Below are 19,158 nucleotides of genomic sequence, written 5' to 3' on the forward strand. Positions count from 1 at the left end.
TTCCTGACGATCCAATAATGTTAAGCGAGTGCGTTTGTGTATGTTCATCTACAGTATTCTCCTGAATACTGTAAACAACGCTAGGAATTCTTACACCTCATAAGAGTTTGAATAATGCCACCCCTTATGAAATACTCAACGCTTATTTCAATCAACCTCTCTGTAAACAACCCTGAGGTTTCTTACACCTAACGCTACCAATTCCACCATCTGTTGGCGAAACTCCGCCGGGTAGGCTGGCTTGTAGTTTTGTGTCATCTTATTTCTCCTTTAAACAGAACTTAATGTGTCCGTTCAAAGGGGACAACTCCAACTCCAGATATGGACTCTGCAATGTAGCGCGAACAGTTATGGCATTGTTACCAGAGCGGCTAAGAATGCCTGATCCTCAAAAAGTGCTTTCATTCCATTTTCAAGCGCGCTGTTGTGCAAGCCTTGCATTCTCGCCGCCTGCAAGTTATGTGTTGGGCTCGATGCCTTGTACAACAACTTGTCGAGAATACAGTTGATCTCCTTTCTTCGATTTAACAGTCACTGACATATTCAGATCAGCAATTGCATCACCAGAAAAAAAGCCCATTTTATGGTCGCTATAAAATCTGGCCAGATCCCCCGCAATCTGAATGTGAGCAGCATCTGCATCAAGTTGAAACCCTCGTGCCTTGAGTTCTTGCTCGATGGCTCTTTGGATAGTAACAGTGGCATCTTCTGTCGCAAGAATTGGGGCCATTTCCATTCCATATCCATTCCATATCCATTCCATATCCATTCTTCTTGTTACTAACTTTGCTTTTATCTTGACGCAAATCAGAAACTCTAACCGCAACAGAAATATTATTTGCCCCAGGAATCTGCGTAACACCTTGCTGTTGCTTATACTGAAGCTCAATTCGATCCGTGGTGAGCGCGCATCCTGCAAGACTAAAAGCTGCGAAACAAGCTGCAATGGCAAGTATTTTCATGCTCATGTTGTTTTTTCCTTGTAAAAAATAGTTGTTTAGAATTTTTGTGGAGTCGATTAATGAGTAATGTGATTTCCTTATCCGCGATAACCTGAACATCGTGTTATCCAGACCTTCCTGATCTTTATTTAGAGATTGAGAGCATAGGGAGAATCGCCCCTTTGGATTCTTTCTGTGATTTCTTTTTGCGTGGCCTCCATGGTCAAGAAGCGCTCCTGCAAGAAAGGATGAGAGTTCCCTAGCCCATTGATAATTTTTGGATCATCGAATTCCTGAGCTCTGCGCCAGAATGCCGGTACATTTTCTATTTCATATCCAGCCATATCCATCAAATGCAGACTATCTTGATCTGCTTGTTGCAGTTGACTGACCGAAATACCCCCAGCCATTGAGTTTCCTGCTGCCCAGCCAAGTTGGGTAAATGTACCAGTAACAAATGTTCCTCCCGTCACCAAGCCGAGAGCCACATCCGCCGCTCCGCCGAAAATACCACCAACAACGCCCCCCAAAACACCGGTGATTTTATTTGTTCTTTGATGTTTCCTAGCATTATGGGCAAGTTGATGGCTTACGATTGCGGCAACCTCTTCATCAGATCTGGCAAAATGCAATAAGCCCCTGGAAACCTGAACAACTTCACCATCCGCAGCTGTGTTTATAGAATATTCATTACCCATAAAAACTTTGCTTTTGCAGGCCATGACCGGTGTCACGGAAATCATCTTGCGCTCGCCGGCCCGTTGTAGGGTAAATGTAACGGGGTTTCCGGTAGCCGCTGCTTCATTGATCATTTTCAAAGTATCTGGATACTGTTTGCGCAATCACCCCGTTAACTTCCATGATTTTGTCGTCAGCCTTGAGCCCTGCCGAATCTGCCGGTGATGAGGGGACTACAAAGGATATCTGCGGCTCGCTGCCGAGGTTGAGTTTTGATTGCGCCACTTCGCGCCACTCAGGTTGAAGTTGCTGATTTGACCAGAATTGGACGCCAAGATAAGTGGCAGTGTGATCCAGCTTCTTACAATAATAGATTCCTTTGGTTAAAACTCTGAAAGAGACTGATTCAAGCCTATCCGAATCACGCCGCCATTTTTTTATTTCTTCTGCCCACGCTTCTTTTTGCGCTTCCGAAATCTCCGTGCGCTCTTTTGGGTTATGCGTTTGAGTCGCACAAGCAGTTAATAGCAACAAAACAGCCAGTAATAAAATTTTCATGATCATCCACTCCCTGTTTTTCGTTAAGAAAATCCTTTGGTCTCAGAAGTCTTAGAACAAGCCGATTATTCAAATAAAACTTATTGTGAAACCAATATGATTTTTACGATAACAACCAGAATGAATGATTGATATTGATAGAACTACGTATGGAAATTGTCCGGGAAACCGGTATTTCCCGGACAATTAGAAGTAATGCGGAGCTAAAACACCGGCGACAACAACAAATCCCTGGCACGCAATGGCTGCGCTCCACGCCCGGATTGCAACAAAGAACTACTGTCACTGACCTCGCACATGTCGCGATTTAACACATTGGAATCGAATGATTCTATGGCCAGATTGGTCATCATTGCATTCAAGTTCAATTGTGGCGTGACAGTGCTGATCGTTCCACTGACACCATCCGGTGCGGCAGCTTGGATTACGTTCAAGCCGGAGAAGGGTTGGAATTGGAATGGTGAATTACCACCGATAAATAAGGAACTACCGCTTGGAATGAGTGCCGGTGTTTGGATATCAACTTTTCCGCCGCTAGCACCAGAAGCTGCGGTATTCGCTTGAATGAAACCACTATCGAGAATCAAACCATTAGCTGTGATAGCGATATTACCGCCATTGCCTGATTGACCTTTGACGGAAGTTGTAATGGAGGAATCCAGCAGAAAAATCGAACCTTCGCCTTGAATTGTGATAGCACCTCCGTTCCCATCTGTTGCTTCCGTTGTAATTTGGGATGGATCGAGAAATAGCTGATCTGCAAAATGAATATTAATATTACCGGCATCCACATTCCCATTGGAATCAGCGGCAATCCGACTGTCCGTTAGAAATAGATTGGCTGTGTCAATGTTGATAGCAGTCGGCGTTAAAGAAGCAAGTTGAGTTTCAGCAACTATCGCATCGTTCTTAATGCTGATTTGTGCTCCATTATTGAAGCTAATAACATTTTTTGAATTTATGTTGATATTTCCGGTTTGTCCGCTTGATTCGGAGCCTGCGCCGCTAAAAACTCCAGTAAGATTCTTTGAGGATAGATCAATGAAAGTATTTCCATTGCCTTGGGCCGTCAGGATGTTAGCTGTAACCGTAATATCACCCGCATAGCCAGAACCAAAGGTACTTGAGCTAATGAATCCATTCTCATGTAGCTGCAAAGAATCTACATTGATATTCACTTGCCCAGCGTTTCCAGTTCCATATGTTTCACCGATGATAAACGAATTGCTAATGTCTAGATACTCAGTATTGACCGATACTATTCCACCATGTCCCGTTGCGGTTATGTCTCTGCTATTCCCTGATCCTGATGAGATCTCTCCATCATTTGACATTATCAGGATGTCGGCTGTTATCTCTACATTCCCGGCATTACCTCGACTCATTGTCTTGCTTGAAATAAATCCATCATTTATTTCAAGCATGTTAGCGTCCAATATCACATCTCCGCCATCACCCTTTGCCTTTCCAAGCGTCTCAGATGTAACCTTGCCATTGTTACTAAGCTTTATGGAATCAGCGATAACAACTACACTTCCCGCACCGCCTTCGCCGAATGTTCCACTACTAATACTTCCATCATCCAACTCCAGTTTCTGAGCATTGACTATTACGTTACCTCCATTGCCTTTCGTACCATTGAGTTCGAAATTCAAGCTGGCATCAGATGAAATTCCTCCCTTACTATCAAGTTTTAGAGAATTAGCGGTAACTTCCACACTACCGGCATCGCCATCATTATGAGAGTCAGTGCTAATATGACCTTCATTAGTAATCCTCAAGGAATCTGCCACTACAGTCACTTTACCCGCATTACCCTTGCTAGAAGTATCGCTTGAAATATGAGCGTTGCTAATTTCTATCAGCTCAGCGTTTACTATTACTGTACCGGCATTGCCTGTTCCATTGCCCTGGGAATTTGCGGTTATACCTCCATCATTGATTTTTATAGAATCCGCATTCACAACCACACTACCGCCATCTCCCATACCCAGTGTGTTGACTCTAATGTTTGCATGGTCAATTTCCAATTGACCGGCATTGATTATAACTTCGCCACCACTGCCTGTTGCCTTCTCGCCGGAGGCTGACATAATTGCTCCATTATTGCTTAACTTCAGAAAATCTGTAGTTATATTGACCTTACCCGATTTGTACTCACTTGCAGTTAGGCTACTGATATTCCCATCATCAATTTCAAGTCGTTCGGCTTTGATCGATAAAGTTCCCAAATTAGCTTTCCCATTTTCGATAGAAGACACAGAGATGTTACTTTTATCTTTCAATATCAATGAATCAGCCGTCACATCGATGCTTATTCCATCTATATTGCCTGCTGAATTACTCTGAATAGCAGCAGAGTGATCAAGTTCTAATTCTCGAGCGTTAATTGTTAGAGTGCCGCCACTGCCTTTTGAATCTTTTAACGAAAAAGATGAAATGCCCCCAGTATTAGTCATCGCAATCGAATCTGCGTTTACCAATACATCACCAGCTTTCATATCGCTACTTGTTCCGGTATTAATGAAACCATGATCTATCTTAAGAAGATTGGTATTAACAGTAACGGTTCCGCCACTGCCAGTTGCATTCTCAAATGAAAATGAGACAATACTTCCTCCGTTATTTAGAGTTATAGAATTAGCGCTCACATTCACATTTTTCGCGTCTCCTCCGCTTGCGTTAGCTGCAATAAATGCATTGCTATCAAGCTCTAATTCTCCGGTGTTAATTGTCACTACACCGGTTTGTCCTTGTGTATTCTTAGTATTAAGCGATGAAATAAAACCTCCACTCATTTGTATTTTAGTATCTGCATTAACCAAAACATTTCCCGCGCCCCCTGCAGCACTAGCTATCGTCGCTATGAAAGTTTTCTCTGCATACAATGAATGTAAATGCACATCAATACCTTGGTTTGTTGGAATTGTGGCTTCGCCATAATTATTACTAACTAAGAGGCTGCCTGTAGCTGATACCTCACCCGATCGGATCAATAAATTTCCTGATCCGCTCCCCGAAGGCAATAAATAAGCATTTTGTAAAGTTAAATTGCCTGAGGTAGCTTGCCCCGGAAGGGCATTTAGCTTGATACCAGTATCTTCTTTTCCAGTAGCAACAATCTGTAGATTAAGACCCGCTTGAGCAATATCTGCATTTGAAATGCTTGCATTAATAATAGCAATCTGATTTGCAACAAAAACCACTTCAGATCCAGGCTTGAAGTTGAGATTGATTCTTGCCGTTTCTGCACCACTCAAATTAAGGTTACCCACTTCATTACCCAAAAACCCAAATGAATCCGGGTTAGCGGAAGATAGCGAGCTGGTGTTCGTTTCATTGGCAGGATATTGACTGCCATCACTAAAATTTAAACTACTGGCAGTACTCACATAAAAAGAACTGGGCACATCAACAGATGCACCTGAATTGAAAGTGATTCCCGCAGGATTAATGAAGAAAAAGCTGGGTGCACTGCCAACATTGGTCATTTTAAGCTGACCATCAATAATGGATTCTGCTCCACCCGTGACACGGCTGATTACATTGGCCAAATCGGGTGTGTTCAAGTTAAACCATGCGGCATCGGCTGTCCCAATACTAAAATTCGAGAAGCTGTAGAACAAATTATGGCCGGATAATTTGCCGTTAATTTCCGACAGGGTGTAAAGATGGTTTGAGCCGGGTGCGTTGATATTGAGCGCATCGGCTCCTGGCAATGTACCGTCTGTTTGAATGTGAGTATTGACTGCTGCTGCGTTGCCGGCAAGCAACAGTATGGCAGCGATGCCAACAGCAAATTCGTTGATCCGGGGAAAGCATCGATAATTCTTCATAACCAATTTCCAACCAAAATAAATGGGGACCAGAAAGAAGGATGGCGCAAGTGATCTGTCTTTAACAATTCCAATTGCGCTTGCCGGAGTGCCTCCGCCTTACTCTTATGTTGCATCAAGTTTTTATAGAAACTGATCATCAATTGTGAAGCCGCCTCATCGGAAATCGGCCATAGCGAACCAAGCGCGCTTTGCGCATCCGCTTTGAGCGCTGCGCCGGTAAAACCCAGCGGAGCGCGATCGTCGCCTTCGGCCGTTTCGCAAGCGCTGAATGTCAGCAGCTGGATCCCTTTTGTAGCATCCTTGCCTCTCTTCAAGAAACTTTTAAGATCATCCAGCTTTAGAATGTCGTCGTAGGCCATTAAAAAACTTTTATCTGCATCGGACGAGAAAAAGCCGTGCGATGCGATATGAACGATGTCGAATGATTGGGTAGAAACTTGTTGATAAAAATTGGCTACGGTAAATTGCTCGTTTAGTAGAAGTGTGCTTTTCAGTGCTTCTTTAAGGCTGACCAGCTCTGTTTCCACACCCGGCAAGCTCAGCTTACTCTGAATATCTTGTAACCCGCTCACAGGGCTATGAGTTTCACGGGTGATCGCGGGATTTCGAAGATGATGATTGAATAGGCTGCGTGAAACTATCTGTTGGTCGCGATATTGTGAATCAGCCAACAGCAACTTATTGATCGTTGATTCCGATATTTTCTCAACAGCGGGACCTGGTTTACTAATTCCGGCAAGTAAAGTTTGGTAACTGTGTAATGGACGGCTATTTCTGTTTCCTAACAAACTCATCCCGGGTGACACGGAAACTGCGTACTTCTCAATCAAATGCACTCTGCCATCATATAGAGCAGCAAAAGGTACCAATCTCATCATGCCATCAGGTACGATCACAAGCGTTTTGATGGATTCTTTTTCCAAGTCACGCTCTATGGGTGCAATCATCCATCGATAGATATTTTCAGCCGGTTGCTGATAAGCATCCGAATCACCCATATCTCCTGGAGAGATCGTCCATTTGCGCAATTGACCGGACAGACTATTAATTGCATCACGAAGTTGTTCTCTTGAAACAGAAACGGAAAACTGGCGTATCGTTTTACCGATACCAACCAGCAATTCCAACCGATCTTCCAAAATAATCGGATACAGGATAGCCGCTTGCATATCCATGTCATCCAGCTCACTGCGTTGCATTCCTTCGATCAAACAACGCCCGCCCAAGAAATCTTCCAATTCGGATTGTTTGATTAACTCGATAGTTTGGCGCGCCAGTAATAACGTTTGTTGCTTGGCTTCGCCATTTTGATGCCCGGCTTTTTTTAACAATTGATGGGTATAGCCTAAATATATCGGCTCCAAGGTTTTACGGAAAGACGATTTGCCATCTTCGTATGACACTGGAATATCCCTGCGTATGGCCTGAACGTAATCAACAGCTTTTCCGAAAGCGATCAAAGCTTCATTGTCACGCTTTTGCTGCTGGTAGATTCTGCCCTTGCGCCACTCAATCTGGATCATTAAATCATCCACATCCATTCGATCTGTCAGCGAAGCAGCCAGTTCGCTTAACGCCAGCGCTTGTTCACTTTTGCCTTGCGACTCATAAAACTCGGCAAGGCTATCGAGTGCTTCGATGCGCAACGATTTATCTGTATTGACGGTGCTATCAGCGTGTGCGCTTTCCAACGCATGCTGTATGAGTTCGGTATGTGACGGTAGCGCATACGATTTTACGATTGACGCCAAATTCAAATAATATCGAATCCGCTCATCAGCAGAATCAACAGCAGCAATTTCAGAGAGAATTGTTGTAAAGCCGGGCAGACTGACGTTTTCTGGTTGAACACGCATCTGATTTAATTTAATCCTTAATGCCAAGATTGGATCGTTCTCGACAAGCTCGGCAGCAAGCCGAAAGAATTGCGGCGGCTTGGTTTGATCCTGCATCTTCAAGTAAAGCACACCCAGACTGTTGGCATAACCTGCTTTGCGTTGTTTCTCTTCGGTCAGCTCGTATGCTTTAAGTAAAGATTCTTCTGCCTCGCTGTAGCGTTGCATGATCAATAAGGTATTGCCTTTGATTCCATAGGCGAGAGATTGCTGTTCTTGGGTTATTCTGTTTCCTAAAACACTCTCAGCCTCTCGTAGCGCCAAATAATATTGCCCCTTACCCAGATAATCGTTGGCTTTTTGCAATAAATCATCGGTGGGTGTTTTAGCAAGCGTACCGTTAGAAAAACAAGCGATTAGGAGTGCAGCAAGCAGGAGAACGGTCATACGGTAGTGCATTTTTATATGTTCCTTTAGAAAGCATCAAGCCGTGCCTGAAAATGAATGCCTTGGTCCTGTAAATCCCCGTGCTGCCGTGGAGATTGGCTTTCTAGCCGATGTGCCCAGAAAAACTCGCTGTTAAAACGATACATTCGAAATTGAAATCCAATTCCGGCGGAGTAAATATGCCGCATCGTTTGCTGGATCGGTGTCGAATCATTGTTGTTCCAGGCCGCTCCAAAATCAAAGAATGGCACTAAATCAAAGCGGTATTTCGTTTGACTATCCCCGACCAAATGGATATGTAATTCTGTGCTGGCTGCATAGCCATTGTCTCGAACCAATTGATTCTCACGATAGCCGCGCACAGTGTTGCGACCGCCCACGGCCATACGCTCTAAGGGCAGAAGCGGATCATCACTGACTTGTACGGCCCCCTTAAACACGAAATCGCTTTTAATTTGCGGCACATTCCATACCCCTCGGCTTTGCCCTAACCATGCAAAATATTCACTGTCAGGATTCAGATGGTTTTTCTGAATAGTCGAACCGAGCGCATCAATACCAATACTAAAAGTGGAACGCAATGCCCAAGCAAATTTTTCCCAACGCTCTATATATTCCTGGTTGATACGAACCGCCGAGATTTGGCTTTTTCCATTGGGCAATCCCGGAATAAAAGAAAAAGAGTGTCCCAGCAAACTAGTCTCATTGTCTTTGATGCTAATCCCTGCACCAAACGAGAGCCGTCTCTGAAAATTATCAATCAGCAATTGATTAATCCCGCCTTCCACTGTGAGGGAGTTACTTTTAATATTGATATTGACTAATGACTCTTCAATAATTGAGACATTCGAATTGCTAGCCGAGAAATAGGCTCGTGTACCGTAATCGCCAATCGGTACCAGCCAATTGCCTGAATACTGATAGGCGTCACCCCCAGATGGGGCACTGGTTAGAAAAGTGAAATCGATGAAGTCGCCCTGCTTTGTCAGGTTTCGTATCCAAGCATTTGCACCGAGCGCAATACCCCCGACTGAGGGTGCTCGATAGTTATCCGATATCGCAGATAGCTGATAAGGCTGTGAGCGCGTAGCTGCCAGATCCAAAATACTGACACCACGATCAGCGCCAGGTAACAACCGGCCATTCAAGCGCTCAAACAGAGGATCTGTCAGTAACAAGCGAAACCGGTCTTGTAGCACATTCATGTTTAACGGGGAGTTTTTATCCGGAATCAAGCGATTCTCAATATAGCTTCGGCGCAACCAACCCTCCCCGTCTATGCGCATCTCTCCGACCTTCCCTTCCACAATTCTTATCCGTAGCGTTTTTCCTTCGATCGGACTCGGTGGGAAAGTTGCTCCTGAAGTAATATAGCCTTTATTGATGTAGTAGTAAGTAATGGAGCGGCGCAATTCCTCAAGCTCATCAACACCGACAAGCCTATGTAAGTATGGCTTCGCTAACGCATTGAGCTCTTTAATTGAAAAAACAGTATTGCCTTCAAACAAGACGCTGTCTAATTCTATAGCTCCTAGTATCTGATTTCTTTGTTCTTGAGCAGATGGTTTGCTCTCAAGCTTTTCTGGAATTGTAATTCCAGATGTTGCTGGTATTGATTCCAATGAAAGTGGATTTTCACTTGGGCGAAGACTCGACGCAGGGTTGATGAGATTTTGACCACTTGCTGTAGATGCAAAAAGTACCCAGCAGATAGCCATTTGAAGGCGTAGGCTTTTCATTTCTTTTCTTGTTAATAGCAGCGGATGTTGTTCTTAAGCGTTATTTATTTTGCTTGAAGTACCGAGACTAATTCCCCCGAAAGAGCAGCTTTCCATAATTCTTCAGCCGAGAAAACTCCTTCTTGAGATAATCTTGCGAGCTCTGAAAGCGCAAACAATCGCCATTCTCCCGGACCTTCTTTAAGAATCCACAGCGCCCGAGCCAATTGCGATGATGGGGATATTAAATCACTTTCATTTATTCCTTGAGGAACAGGAATTGTAGATGCAGTCTTGATGTTCCAGCTTATATCCTTATTTTGCAATCGAATGAGATTTTCTGATTGATTTCCAGAAATTGGCAATACTAAATAGGACCAACTCTCACTTCGTATTTCTTTAACTTTTTCTGCCGAAGTAGAAATTACTGTAGCCGGACCGCCTTTCCAAAGCAAAGCAATTCGATCATAGTCAGCGGGAAGATATTGTAAACCAGAAGGTAATAAGGGGTCTTCCGTAATAACTAAATTCTGAGCTGATCCACGGACTTTATTAAAATAGGGTATGGATTTTCTCTGTCTTTCCAGCGCTTTCCATATTCCAATCGCTATTTGTACTTTTCCCGAAATACTGTTTTGATTTTTGTGAATATCATTGATTGTTTGCTCATGAAGTGATATTCCGTTGGTATTTTGTGTAAAAACTCGCTTTTCACCTTTAGCCAGAGACACCAATACTTCTGCATTCCCTGTAATCTCGATCCGATCCCCTTCGTAGAGCCATTGATACACGAATGCAACAACCCGTTCTTGAGGTTCGCAAGCTGCACGTAACACATACGCGCTACTGCCATTGTTTTTGTTGACAATATCACTAATTTTTCCAACAACCTGACAACTACTACCCGCCACTGCTGTAGAAAATAGCAGCAAGAAAATACTAATACACCAATGATAAGAATTCATTTATCTTCCCTTCTATTATCCATTGATTAGATAAGTATCAGGATTTCTAATGAAAAAAACTTTTCACCCGATTCAATAGAAATCCAAAGAAGGCCTCAGCCATGTTATAAAAAGCCGCTGAGGCTAGTTTGGCCGCAACGGCAAATCCTTGCAACCCCAAAGCAAATGCTGGAAGTAACAGATCAGTCGCAATGCCTTGTTTCAGCTGATCTAGCAAATATACCACTTCAAGTATATAAGCAACGTAAATTCCCAATATAAAAACAAAAACTACAAATAGTGAGCGGAGCCAATAAAATACTTGCCAATGACATTGCCAAAGTATTTTCAGCCCTGATTTTCTGCGCCTAATCAATAGATTCCAACGAATTTGCCGCACAATCGGACCACTTAAGAATATTAGGCACCAGGCAATGAACATTGGCCCCATCGCTATGCCTATACCTTTGAGCTTTTCTATGAGCATCGTTAATGGTGGAGATTGCCTCAAAGGCTTAAATTCCAGAAGAGCGCGGGTAGCATTTAAAATGAGTTCACTACCGGACATTGAGCCGATTGGTGTTTGCATCTGATCCATCGCCTGTGCTCGACTGGAACCAAGCACTATAATCTTTCCCCTGTAATATTCTTCATTTGTTATAAAGCATCCCGGGCTTGTTGAAGAACCATCGATATGTTGGTGCAAGCAATCATGGCTTATCAATTTACTCGCTTCATAGTATTCGTAGTTGTAGATATGATTCCAACTCACAGACTCTCGTTCATGAACATCAGCAAGCGCGCCCAAGCTCGGTAATGAGTAAAAAAAATGAATAATGGCCGGAATTTGATTTGTATCGAGTGGATCGAACAATGGTAAATCAAAGCTTATTTCATTCACTAAAGAATCAGATGAGATTTCCAGTTTACTGCAGCTTTGAAGTGCATTAGTTGCGACAGTCTTGGATGTTTCTACAGAATCATAATAGTGCTGTTCCACTAAAGGATTTTTTATAAGCAATGCTGCCAGATATGGGATTGTCGGTATCCAGCGTTGACCCTCCGCAGTGACAAAACATGAAGCCGTTGGATAAGCACGAATAACTCCATGATCCGCATAAGTTGCCACTGATGCAAGCCGCAAACGTCCTCGAGTATGACTGGGAACAATATCAAATCGCGTATCACCATCAATGGTCAGTCCATTGATTGAATCACTCGGTCTAGCATAAACGGGGGCAATGATCCAAGTATCAGAATGATCCGAACCGACCGCGAGTTCTCGCGCAAGCGCTTCGCGATCAAGTGGTTCATTTTTATCTGGTGAACTCACGTCAATAATTACTAATGCAGCTTGGGATTCTTTTGCAACTCGGACAAAATCAATTATTAAACTGGTTGGAACGGGTTTGCTAGTCCGGCATTCAGGATCCCAATCAGTATTGTCATCAAGAAATTGTTTACAAGCTTCTTTATCGACATCGACAAACACATATTTATAAGGCATTGATATAGATGCTGTATCTGAATATAGCCGCATGCTTCTATCAATTCCAAACTGCTCCAGATGCTTTATTGGTCTAAAATCAATCGTATGCAATATAACCAAAATTACAGCAACAGTTGATGCGAACATCCATGCCGTTAAGGACGTAACAACAGCTTTTCCCCACCATGTATGACGATAATTCGTTTCTTTTTTTGCTTCAGATCTTACCTTCATTGAGTCATTTCAGTTGTATGCATCAAAATAACTATAAAAGCACTAATATTGGGTTGAAAGAAGTTTTTCTGACTATTTACTCAGATCTATCTCATAGAGTTAAATATTTGCACTAAACTCATCGTGTCGCAATAGTTTCTGATAAAAAGCTAAACGCTTAGGATGAATTTTCCCTTGTTGTACTGCCAATAACACAGCACAACCGGGTTCCCGGGTATGGTGGCAATCATTGAATTTGCATCGCCCGATATAAGGATGAAACTCCATGAAGCCCCACGCCAGGTTTTCTGCTTTGATATGATTCAGACCGAATTCCTGGAAACCGGGTGAATCGATGATAGCGCTGTCGCCATCGAGATGATAAAGATGCGAATGGGTGGTGGTGTGGGTGCCGGAATCGAGCGCTAATGAGATTTCCGCAGTAGCGCGCCTGGCTTCAGGTATCAATGCATTGAGCAATGTGGATTTGCCCATGCCGGATTGCCCGGCCAAAACACTGAGGTGGCCTGACAAATAAGGCCGAAGCGCCGAAATATCCTGTGTAGCGCTTAATTGCAATACGGCATAGCCAAGATTTTGATACAGCGAGAGCGCTTCCATCGCCGTTTGGGTCGGTTCGATCAGGTCAGCTTTATTCAGTACTATCAATACTTTGATATTCTCACTTTCTGCCGCAACCAGACAGCGGTTGATCAGCTCCTCGCTGAAACTGGGAGTGGCCGCGACTACAATGATGATTTGCGTGACGTTGGCGGCGATGATTTTTTCCTTAAACGCGTCGCTCCGGTAAAGCAATGAAGTGCGTTGCTGTACCGTTTCAATCACACCTTGACCAACGGTAGTCAACTGATATTCCACAAGGTCGCCGCAAGCAATCCCACCTTTTTTGCCGCGCATGACACAAGAGATGGTTTCTCCAGTTGCTGTTTCAACCGAATAGTGTCTGCCGAATGCAGCAACCACTTGTCCAGTCAAACACTTCGTTTGTGGCTTGTTTTTTCCGGAGCGAGCGCTCAAATTGAGAACAACTTATCGATTTTCGCCGCACAGATAAAATCATTCTCGGATAAGCCGCCGATCGCATGCGTGGTATACGTGACCACGCATTGATTGTAGCCCACCAGCATATCGGGGTGATGATCTTCGCGATGCGAAATCCATGCTACCGCATTCACAAACGCCATGGTCTGGTAGTAATTCTTGAACGCGTAGGCTTTGCTGATCTGTTTGTCTTGCAACTGCCATCCTTCAATTTGCTGCAAAAAAGCCGAAACTTCCGCGCCCGACAGCGGCGGTACGCCGCCTTCACACGGTTTGCATTGCTTGGAAGTTAAGTCGCATACGTTATTACTCATGCTTGCCCCTGACTTTGTAAGTGCGCCACGCGAATAGCCGCAGGTGGATGTGAATCATAAAATGCGGAATGCAGCGGATCCGGCGTGAGTGTTGCGGCATTGTCCTGATACAGTTTGACCAGTGCGTGAATCAGATCATCTGCCGAAGCATTTTGCGCGGCATAAGCATCCGCTTCAAACTCGTGTTTACGGGAGTAAATGCTCGATATTGGATGCAGCAGGAAAGTAAACACCGGCATCACCAGGAAAAACAGCAACAAAGCCATCGCCGTTGACGGCACGGCTGCAACCGTTACACCCAGTCCCTCATAAAACCAGCTTTGCCCCATCAGAAAACCGAGCAACCAAAGAAATGCCAGACTCATCGCGAACGAAATTACAATGCGTTTGATCACGTGACGGTGTTTGAAATGCCCCAATTCGTGCGCTAATACCGCTTCAATCTCGCTTGGGTTCAGACGCGCCAGCAAAGTATCGAAAAAGACAATGCGCTTGGTTTTACCGAAACCGGTGAAATACGCGTTGCCGTGATTGCTGCGGCGCGAACCGTCCATAACGAACAAGCCACTGGCTTTGAAACCGCATTTGCTCATCAATTGCTCGATGCGCGTTTTCAGCGTCGCATCTTCCAGCGGGGTAAATTTGTTAAACAACGGCGCAATCCACGTTGGAAAAATTGCCAAAACGAACAAATTAAAAGCGATCCAGGCAAACCATGCATACAGCCACCAGCTTTCGCCCATTTTCTCCATCAACCACAGTACGCAAAATAACAAAGGTGCGCCTAGCAATAAACCCAATACGGATTGTTTAATCAGATCGGTAAAAAACATTGCTGGCGTCATTTTATTGAAACCATATTGTTCTTCAATCACAAAAGTGCGGTAGTAATTCAACGGAATGTCAGCGGCGCTCATAATGAAGAATGTGCTGATAATCAATGCCATGCCATGCAAAATGGGATCGCTTAACCAACCTGCCCAGAATTCACTCAAGGCATTCAAGCCGCCGCCCAAGGTAATTACCAGCAACAGCGCAACATGCAGCAGTATGCCCGGATAACCCGCGCGCGTCTTAGCGCAGGTGTAATCGGCAGCCTTCTGGTGATCGCTTAAACTGATCTGACTGGCAAATTCTTCCGGCACCTTGTCCCTATGCGTGCGTACATGACCGATATGTCTTGCCGCCAGCCAGATTTGAGTCAACGTTGTCAGTAATAATGCGAAAATAAAAACCAAAGTAAATGTTTGCATAGTAGTTTGTTTTAAGCGCTAAAGTTTGAATTCATTCAATATTCAATGATCACTGCCAAATAACCCGGGCATTCCCTGTCTGTTTAAAAGTGACGGACTGATGGCGATATGACACAATTAAACGCATTGCATTCAAAAAAATCAAAACAATTATGGCACAAGATAACAATAACCTCATCTGGGTCGATATGGAAATGACCGGACTCAATCCGGATACCGATCGTATCATTGAAGTCGCTCTGGTGATTACCGATTCACAACTTAATACTATCGCCGAAGGCCCGGTTCTGGTCGTGCACCAGCCGGATGAAGTGCTGAACGGCATGGATAAGTGGAATCAATCGACACATTCCAAATCCGGCCTGATTGGCAAGGTCAAAGCGTCGCACCTCAACGAAGCGGAAGTGGAAGCACAACTGATCGAATTCCTGAAACTGCATGTGCCCACCGGTGCATCACCGATGTGCGGCAACTCGATCTGCCAGGACCGGCGCTTCATGGTGCGCTCAATGCCACAATTGGAAGCTTATTTTCATTACCGTAACCTGGATGTCAGCACGCTCAAAGAACTCGCCAAACGCTGGAAACCGCAGATTGCGTCAGGCTTTTCCAAAGACAGCAAGCACGAAGCTTTGTCCGATATTTATGATTCCATCAACGAATTGAAATATTACCGCGAGCATTTTATCGTTACCTGACTTCACGCTCTCCGCGGCATCACATAGCATAATATTGAAATGGTTTTCCGAACTTTACGGGGAGAACCGTTTCTAAAAAACCGAAAGAAAATTTTGCTCTTTCATTCATTGATTATCTCATTTAGGAGAAACAAGATGCGCCACAAAAGAAATTTGGTTTCTATCGCCGTTGCAGCTGTTTTTTTACTCGCAGGCAATGCAACCACGGTATTGGCCGCTGATGCAACGCAAAGCAGCAGTCACCAACATCAAAGCGGACAAGCCGCAGGTCATAGTCATGGCGATGCAAAGTCCGGTGATAAGCACGGCCATCAGTGTGAACATATGGGGCCAGTGGATACGAACAAAGATGGCAAAATCAGTAAGGAAGAGTTTATGAAACACCATGAAGCCATGTTTGACAAAAAGGATGCCAACAAAGACGGAGTTATCGATCAATCGGAAATGCACCGCATGATGGATCATATGCATAAACATGGAAGTACGGAGCAATCCAAAGACAGTGCACATAGTCATTAAGCCGGAAACAAACAACGCTTAGAAGCTTAACAATATTCCTCAGCGCTTCACCCTGACAGCCGCTCAAATTTTCAGCAATTCAATGCGACTGTCAGCGTTTCAATGGATTCAACTGACTTAATGTCTTAAACCGCCAGGTACTTTCGCGGGCGCTCTTTTTTCCAGCGGTTGCGGATCCAAGACCGCCACGGTCAAGCTATCGTCATTAAAATACTTTTTCGCCACATCGCGTACTTGTGCGGCAGTAACGGCTTTCAGCTTTTCCAGGATGATATCGATATCGCGGTAGGACAATCCGGTGCTTTCCAGCCTCCCCAGTTGCATGGCTTGGGAAAAGGTAGAATCACGCTGATACACATGACCGGCGACAACCTGTGCCTTTACGCGCGCCAATTCATCTTCAGTGACACCATCTTTGGTGATTTTCTCGATTTCTTTGCGCAAGGCCTGTTCCAGCTCAGCAACCGTTTTACCGGCACGCGGCACCGCGCTCAGAAAGAAAATACTTGGACCGCGCGCCATCGCGCTGTAGCCCGCGTTGGCCGAATTGGCAATCTGGCTTTCACGTACCAAACTTTTATTCAGCCTGGCCGATGCATGGCCGTCCAGCACACCTTCCAGTATTTCCAGCGCATACGGCTCCCAATCTTCCATGACGTTTCTAATCGTGGGCGCGTGATACCCCATCATTAGATAAGGAAGCTCCGCCGGCGCTTTGACGATGATGCGCTTAGTGCCTGTTTGCGGCGGCTCGATTTGGGGTTTGCGGGCATTGAGCGGTAATAAGGGATGCTTAGGGATAGTGCCATAGTTTTTTTGCGCCAGCCGGAACACTTCATTGGCATCGACATCACCGACTACAATCAATATCGCATTATTAGGCGCATACCAGCGGTCATACCATTCGCGCGCATCTTCCACGCGCATATTCTCCAGATCGTTCATCCAGCCGATAATCGGGTTTTTGTACGGATGCGCTTGATACGCAACCGACATCATTTTTTCATATAGCAGTGAACGAGCCTGGTCTTCCGTACGCAACCGGCGCTCTTCCATCACCACTTTAATTTCTTTGGAAAACTCCTCTTCGGTCAGAATCAAATTGCGCATCCGGTCCGCTTCCAGCTCCATCGCCATAGGCAAGTGATTCTTATGCAATTGCTGGTAATAGGCAGTGTAATCGTAACTGGTAAAGGCATTCTCCCGTCCGCCCGCAGCGGCAATCTTCTTTGAGAAATCGCCATTTGGAACTTTCTCCGTCCCTTTGAACATCATATGCTCCAGCACATGCGCCACACCGGTGACACCATTTACTTCGTCGATACTGCCCGCTTTGTACCAGACCTGCGTCACCACCACCGGTGAGCGATGATCTTGCTTAACAATCAATCTCAGGCCATTATCGAGTAAAAATTCATGCGGATTGGCAACCGCTGCGGATGAAATCAGCAGAATCGCGATGAATAACCCGGAAAAAGAAAAAAAGCGATGTACAGTAAAACAATAGTCAGGTTTCATTTTTACCAACCAAAATGTGAGTAAACAGAATAAAATAGGCTTTGAGAATTTCCAATGTCTATCAGTAGAAGAGCCTACCAGAATGTTTAGTTTTTTTAAATCCAAAAAAAATCCCGCAGATTCCACTGAAACACCGGTTTCTCCCGATGTTGAATCCGAATCCAAGCCGGAGGAATCAATTAGCTTCGCCGCCAAACTCAAGCAAGGTTTGGCGCGCACCCGGCAAAATTTAGGTAAACAGCTATCGGGCTTATTCGGCGGCGGCAAAATCGATGAGGCGCTTTACGAGGAACTGGAAACTATTTTATTAACCTCCGATATTGGTGTCAGCGCAACGCAGCAATTGCTTGAGAATCTGCGCAAACAAGTCAAGCGCGATGTCCTGACGGACTCGGCGCAACTCAAGGAAGCACTGAAGGAATCGCTGATTGCCATGCTGGAACCGCTGGCGCAGCCGCTGGATACTACCACACATAAACCTTTCGTCATCATGATCACAGGCGTCAACGGCGTAGGTAAAACCACGTCGATTGGCAAACTGGCCAAATATTTCCAGACTGAGGGAAAATCGGTATTGCTGGCTGCTGGGGATACTTTCCGCGCGGCTGCGCGCGAGCAATTGATCGCTTGGGGGGAACGCAACAATGTCACCGTGATTGCGCCGGACAGCGATCCGGATAAAAAAGGCGATCCAGCGGCGGTGATTTTTGACGCGGTCAATTCAGCTAAAGCGCGCGGCATCGATATCGTGCTGGCGGATACTGCCGGAAGGTTAACCACGCAACTGCATTTGATGGAGGAGATCAAAAAAGTCAAACGCGTTGTCGCCAAAGCGATGCCGAATGCGCCGCACGAAGTATTGCTGGTGCTCGACGCCAATACCGGACAAAACGCCATCACGCAAGTCAAGGCGTTTGACGAAGCACTGGGTGTCACCGGTCTGATCCTGACCAAACTGGATGGCACTGCCAAAGGTGGTGTAGTCGCGGCAATTGCCGGGCAGTACCCGGAAAATCCACCGGCATTACGTTTTATCGGCGTCGGCGAAGGTGTGGATGATTTAAGGCCGTTTGACGCACGGCAGTTTGTTGATGCATTGTTTGATTAAACACTACGGATAGCATAAGGCATA

At 45.0% G+C, this 19,158-nt stretch carries 15 protein-coding genes; 3 read left to right on the forward strand and 12 right to left on the reverse strand.

Features of this window, described 5'->3' with window-relative positions:
• Positions 1-457 precede the first annotated feature (457 nt).
• The 11 genes from BLU57_RS13225 to BLU57_RS13275 all read right to left on the reverse strand — a co-directional run bounded on the left by BLU57_RS13225 (position 458) and on the right by BLU57_RS13275 (position 15,291).
• Positions 458-952, reverse strand: a complete 495-nt coding sequence (locus tag BLU57_RS13225) for a YajG family lipoprotein (RefSeq protein ID WP_218131676.1) — start codon at positions 950-952, stop codon at positions 458-460.
• Between the two features lie 138 nt (positions 953-1,090).
• Positions 1,091-1,753 carry a M48 family metalloprotease gene (locus BLU57_RS13230; protein ID WP_090321797.1) on the reverse strand — a complete coding sequence of 221 codons (663 nt, stop codon included), beginning with the start codon at positions 1,751-1,753 and terminating at the stop codon, positions 1,091-1,093.
• The gene (locus tag BLU57_RS13235; protein WP_176776452.1) at positions 1,743-2,177 is read right to left on the reverse strand and encodes a PDZ domain-containing protein; all 435 of its coding nucleotides are present in this window, start codon (positions 2,175-2,177) and stop codon (positions 1,743-1,745) included. Before BLU57_RS13235 ends, BLU57_RS13230 begins: the two co-directional genes overlap by 11 nt.
• Before the next feature lie 203 nt (positions 2,178-2,380).
• Entirely contained in the window at positions 2,381-6,013 is a 3,633-nt protein-coding gene (locus BLU57_RS13240; RefSeq protein WP_090321803.1) for a beta strand repeat-containing protein, read from the reverse strand.
• Positions 6,010-8,298 (reverse strand): CHAT domain-containing protein, encoded by a 2,289-nt coding sequence (locus BLU57_RS13245; RefSeq protein WP_176776453.1) that lies wholly within the window; start codon positions 8,296-8,298, stop codon positions 6,010-6,012. The genes BLU57_RS13240 and BLU57_RS13245 overlap by 4 nt, the downstream gene beginning before the upstream one ends.
• Positions 8,299-8,324: 26 nt before the next feature.
• A complete protein-coding gene (locus BLU57_RS13250; protein ID WP_090321808.1) occupies positions 8,325-10,037 on the reverse strand; it encodes a ShlB/FhaC/HecB family hemolysin secretion/activation protein in 1,713 nt (570 codons plus the stop codon).
• A 44-nt stretch (positions 10,038-10,081) separates the two neighbouring features.
• Entirely contained in the window at positions 10,082-10,981 is a 900-nt protein-coding gene (locus BLU57_RS13255) for a hypothetical protein (RefSeq protein WP_090321811.1), read from the reverse strand.
• 46 nt (positions 10,982-11,027) lie between these two features.
• A complete protein-coding gene (locus BLU57_RS13260) occupies positions 11,028-12,683 on the reverse strand; it encodes a CHASE2 domain-containing protein (protein ID WP_090321814.1) in 1,656 nt (551 codons plus the stop codon).
• Between the two features lie 99 nt (positions 12,684-12,782).
• Positions 12,783-13,658: a ribosome small subunit-dependent GTPase A gene (gene rsgA, locus BLU57_RS13265; RefSeq protein ID WP_256206295.1), complete on the reverse strand. Its 876-nt coding sequence runs from the start codon at positions 13,656-13,658 to the stop codon at positions 12,783-12,785.
• Between the two features lie 38 nt (positions 13,659-13,696).
• Positions 13,697-14,038 (reverse strand): 4a-hydroxytetrahydrobiopterin dehydratase, encoded by a 342-nt coding sequence (locus BLU57_RS13270; protein ID WP_090321818.1) that lies wholly within the window; start codon positions 14,036-14,038, stop codon positions 13,697-13,699.
• Positions 14,035-15,291 carry a M48 family metallopeptidase gene (locus tag BLU57_RS13275; RefSeq protein ID WP_090321821.1) on the reverse strand — a complete coding sequence of 419 codons (1,257 nt, stop codon included), beginning with the start codon at positions 15,289-15,291 and terminating at the stop codon, positions 14,035-14,037. The genes BLU57_RS13270 and BLU57_RS13275 overlap by 4 nt, the downstream gene beginning before the upstream one ends.
• Positions 15,292-15,443: 152 nt before the next feature.
• Here BLU57_RS13275 and orn point away from each other — a divergent pair, with 152 nt between their 5' ends.
• The gene (gene orn / locus BLU57_RS13280) at positions 15,444-15,989 is read left to right on the forward strand and encodes an oligoribonuclease (RefSeq protein ID WP_090321825.1); all 546 of its coding nucleotides are present in this window, start codon (positions 15,444-15,446) and stop codon (positions 15,987-15,989) included.
• 135 nt (positions 15,990-16,124) lie between these two features.
• Positions 16,125-16,508 carry an EF-hand domain-containing protein gene (locus tag BLU57_RS13285; protein ID WP_090321826.1) on the forward strand — a complete coding sequence of 128 codons (384 nt, stop codon included), beginning with the start codon at positions 16,125-16,127 and terminating at the stop codon, positions 16,506-16,508.
• 117 nt (positions 16,509-16,625) lie between these two features.
• Here BLU57_RS13285 and BLU57_RS13290 read toward each other — a convergent pair whose 3' ends face one another.
• Positions 16,626-18,026: a M16 family metallopeptidase gene (locus BLU57_RS13290; RefSeq protein WP_090321829.1), complete on the reverse strand. Its 1,401-nt coding sequence runs from the start codon at positions 18,024-18,026 to the stop codon at positions 16,626-16,628.
• Between the two features lie 82 nt (positions 18,027-18,108).
• On the opposite strand from BLU57_RS13290, the gene ftsY reads away from it, so the two are divergent.
• A complete protein-coding gene (gene ftsY, locus BLU57_RS13295) occupies positions 18,109-19,134 on the forward strand; it encodes a signal recognition particle-docking protein FtsY (RefSeq protein WP_090321831.1) in 1,026 nt (341 codons plus the stop codon).
• Positions 19,135-19,158 lie beyond the last annotated feature (24 nt).

Source organism: Nitrosomonas oligotropha, assembly GCF_900106555.1.
GTDB lineage: Bacteria > Pseudomonadota > Gammaproteobacteria > Burkholderiales > Nitrosomonadaceae > Nitrosomonas > Nitrosomonas oligotropha_A.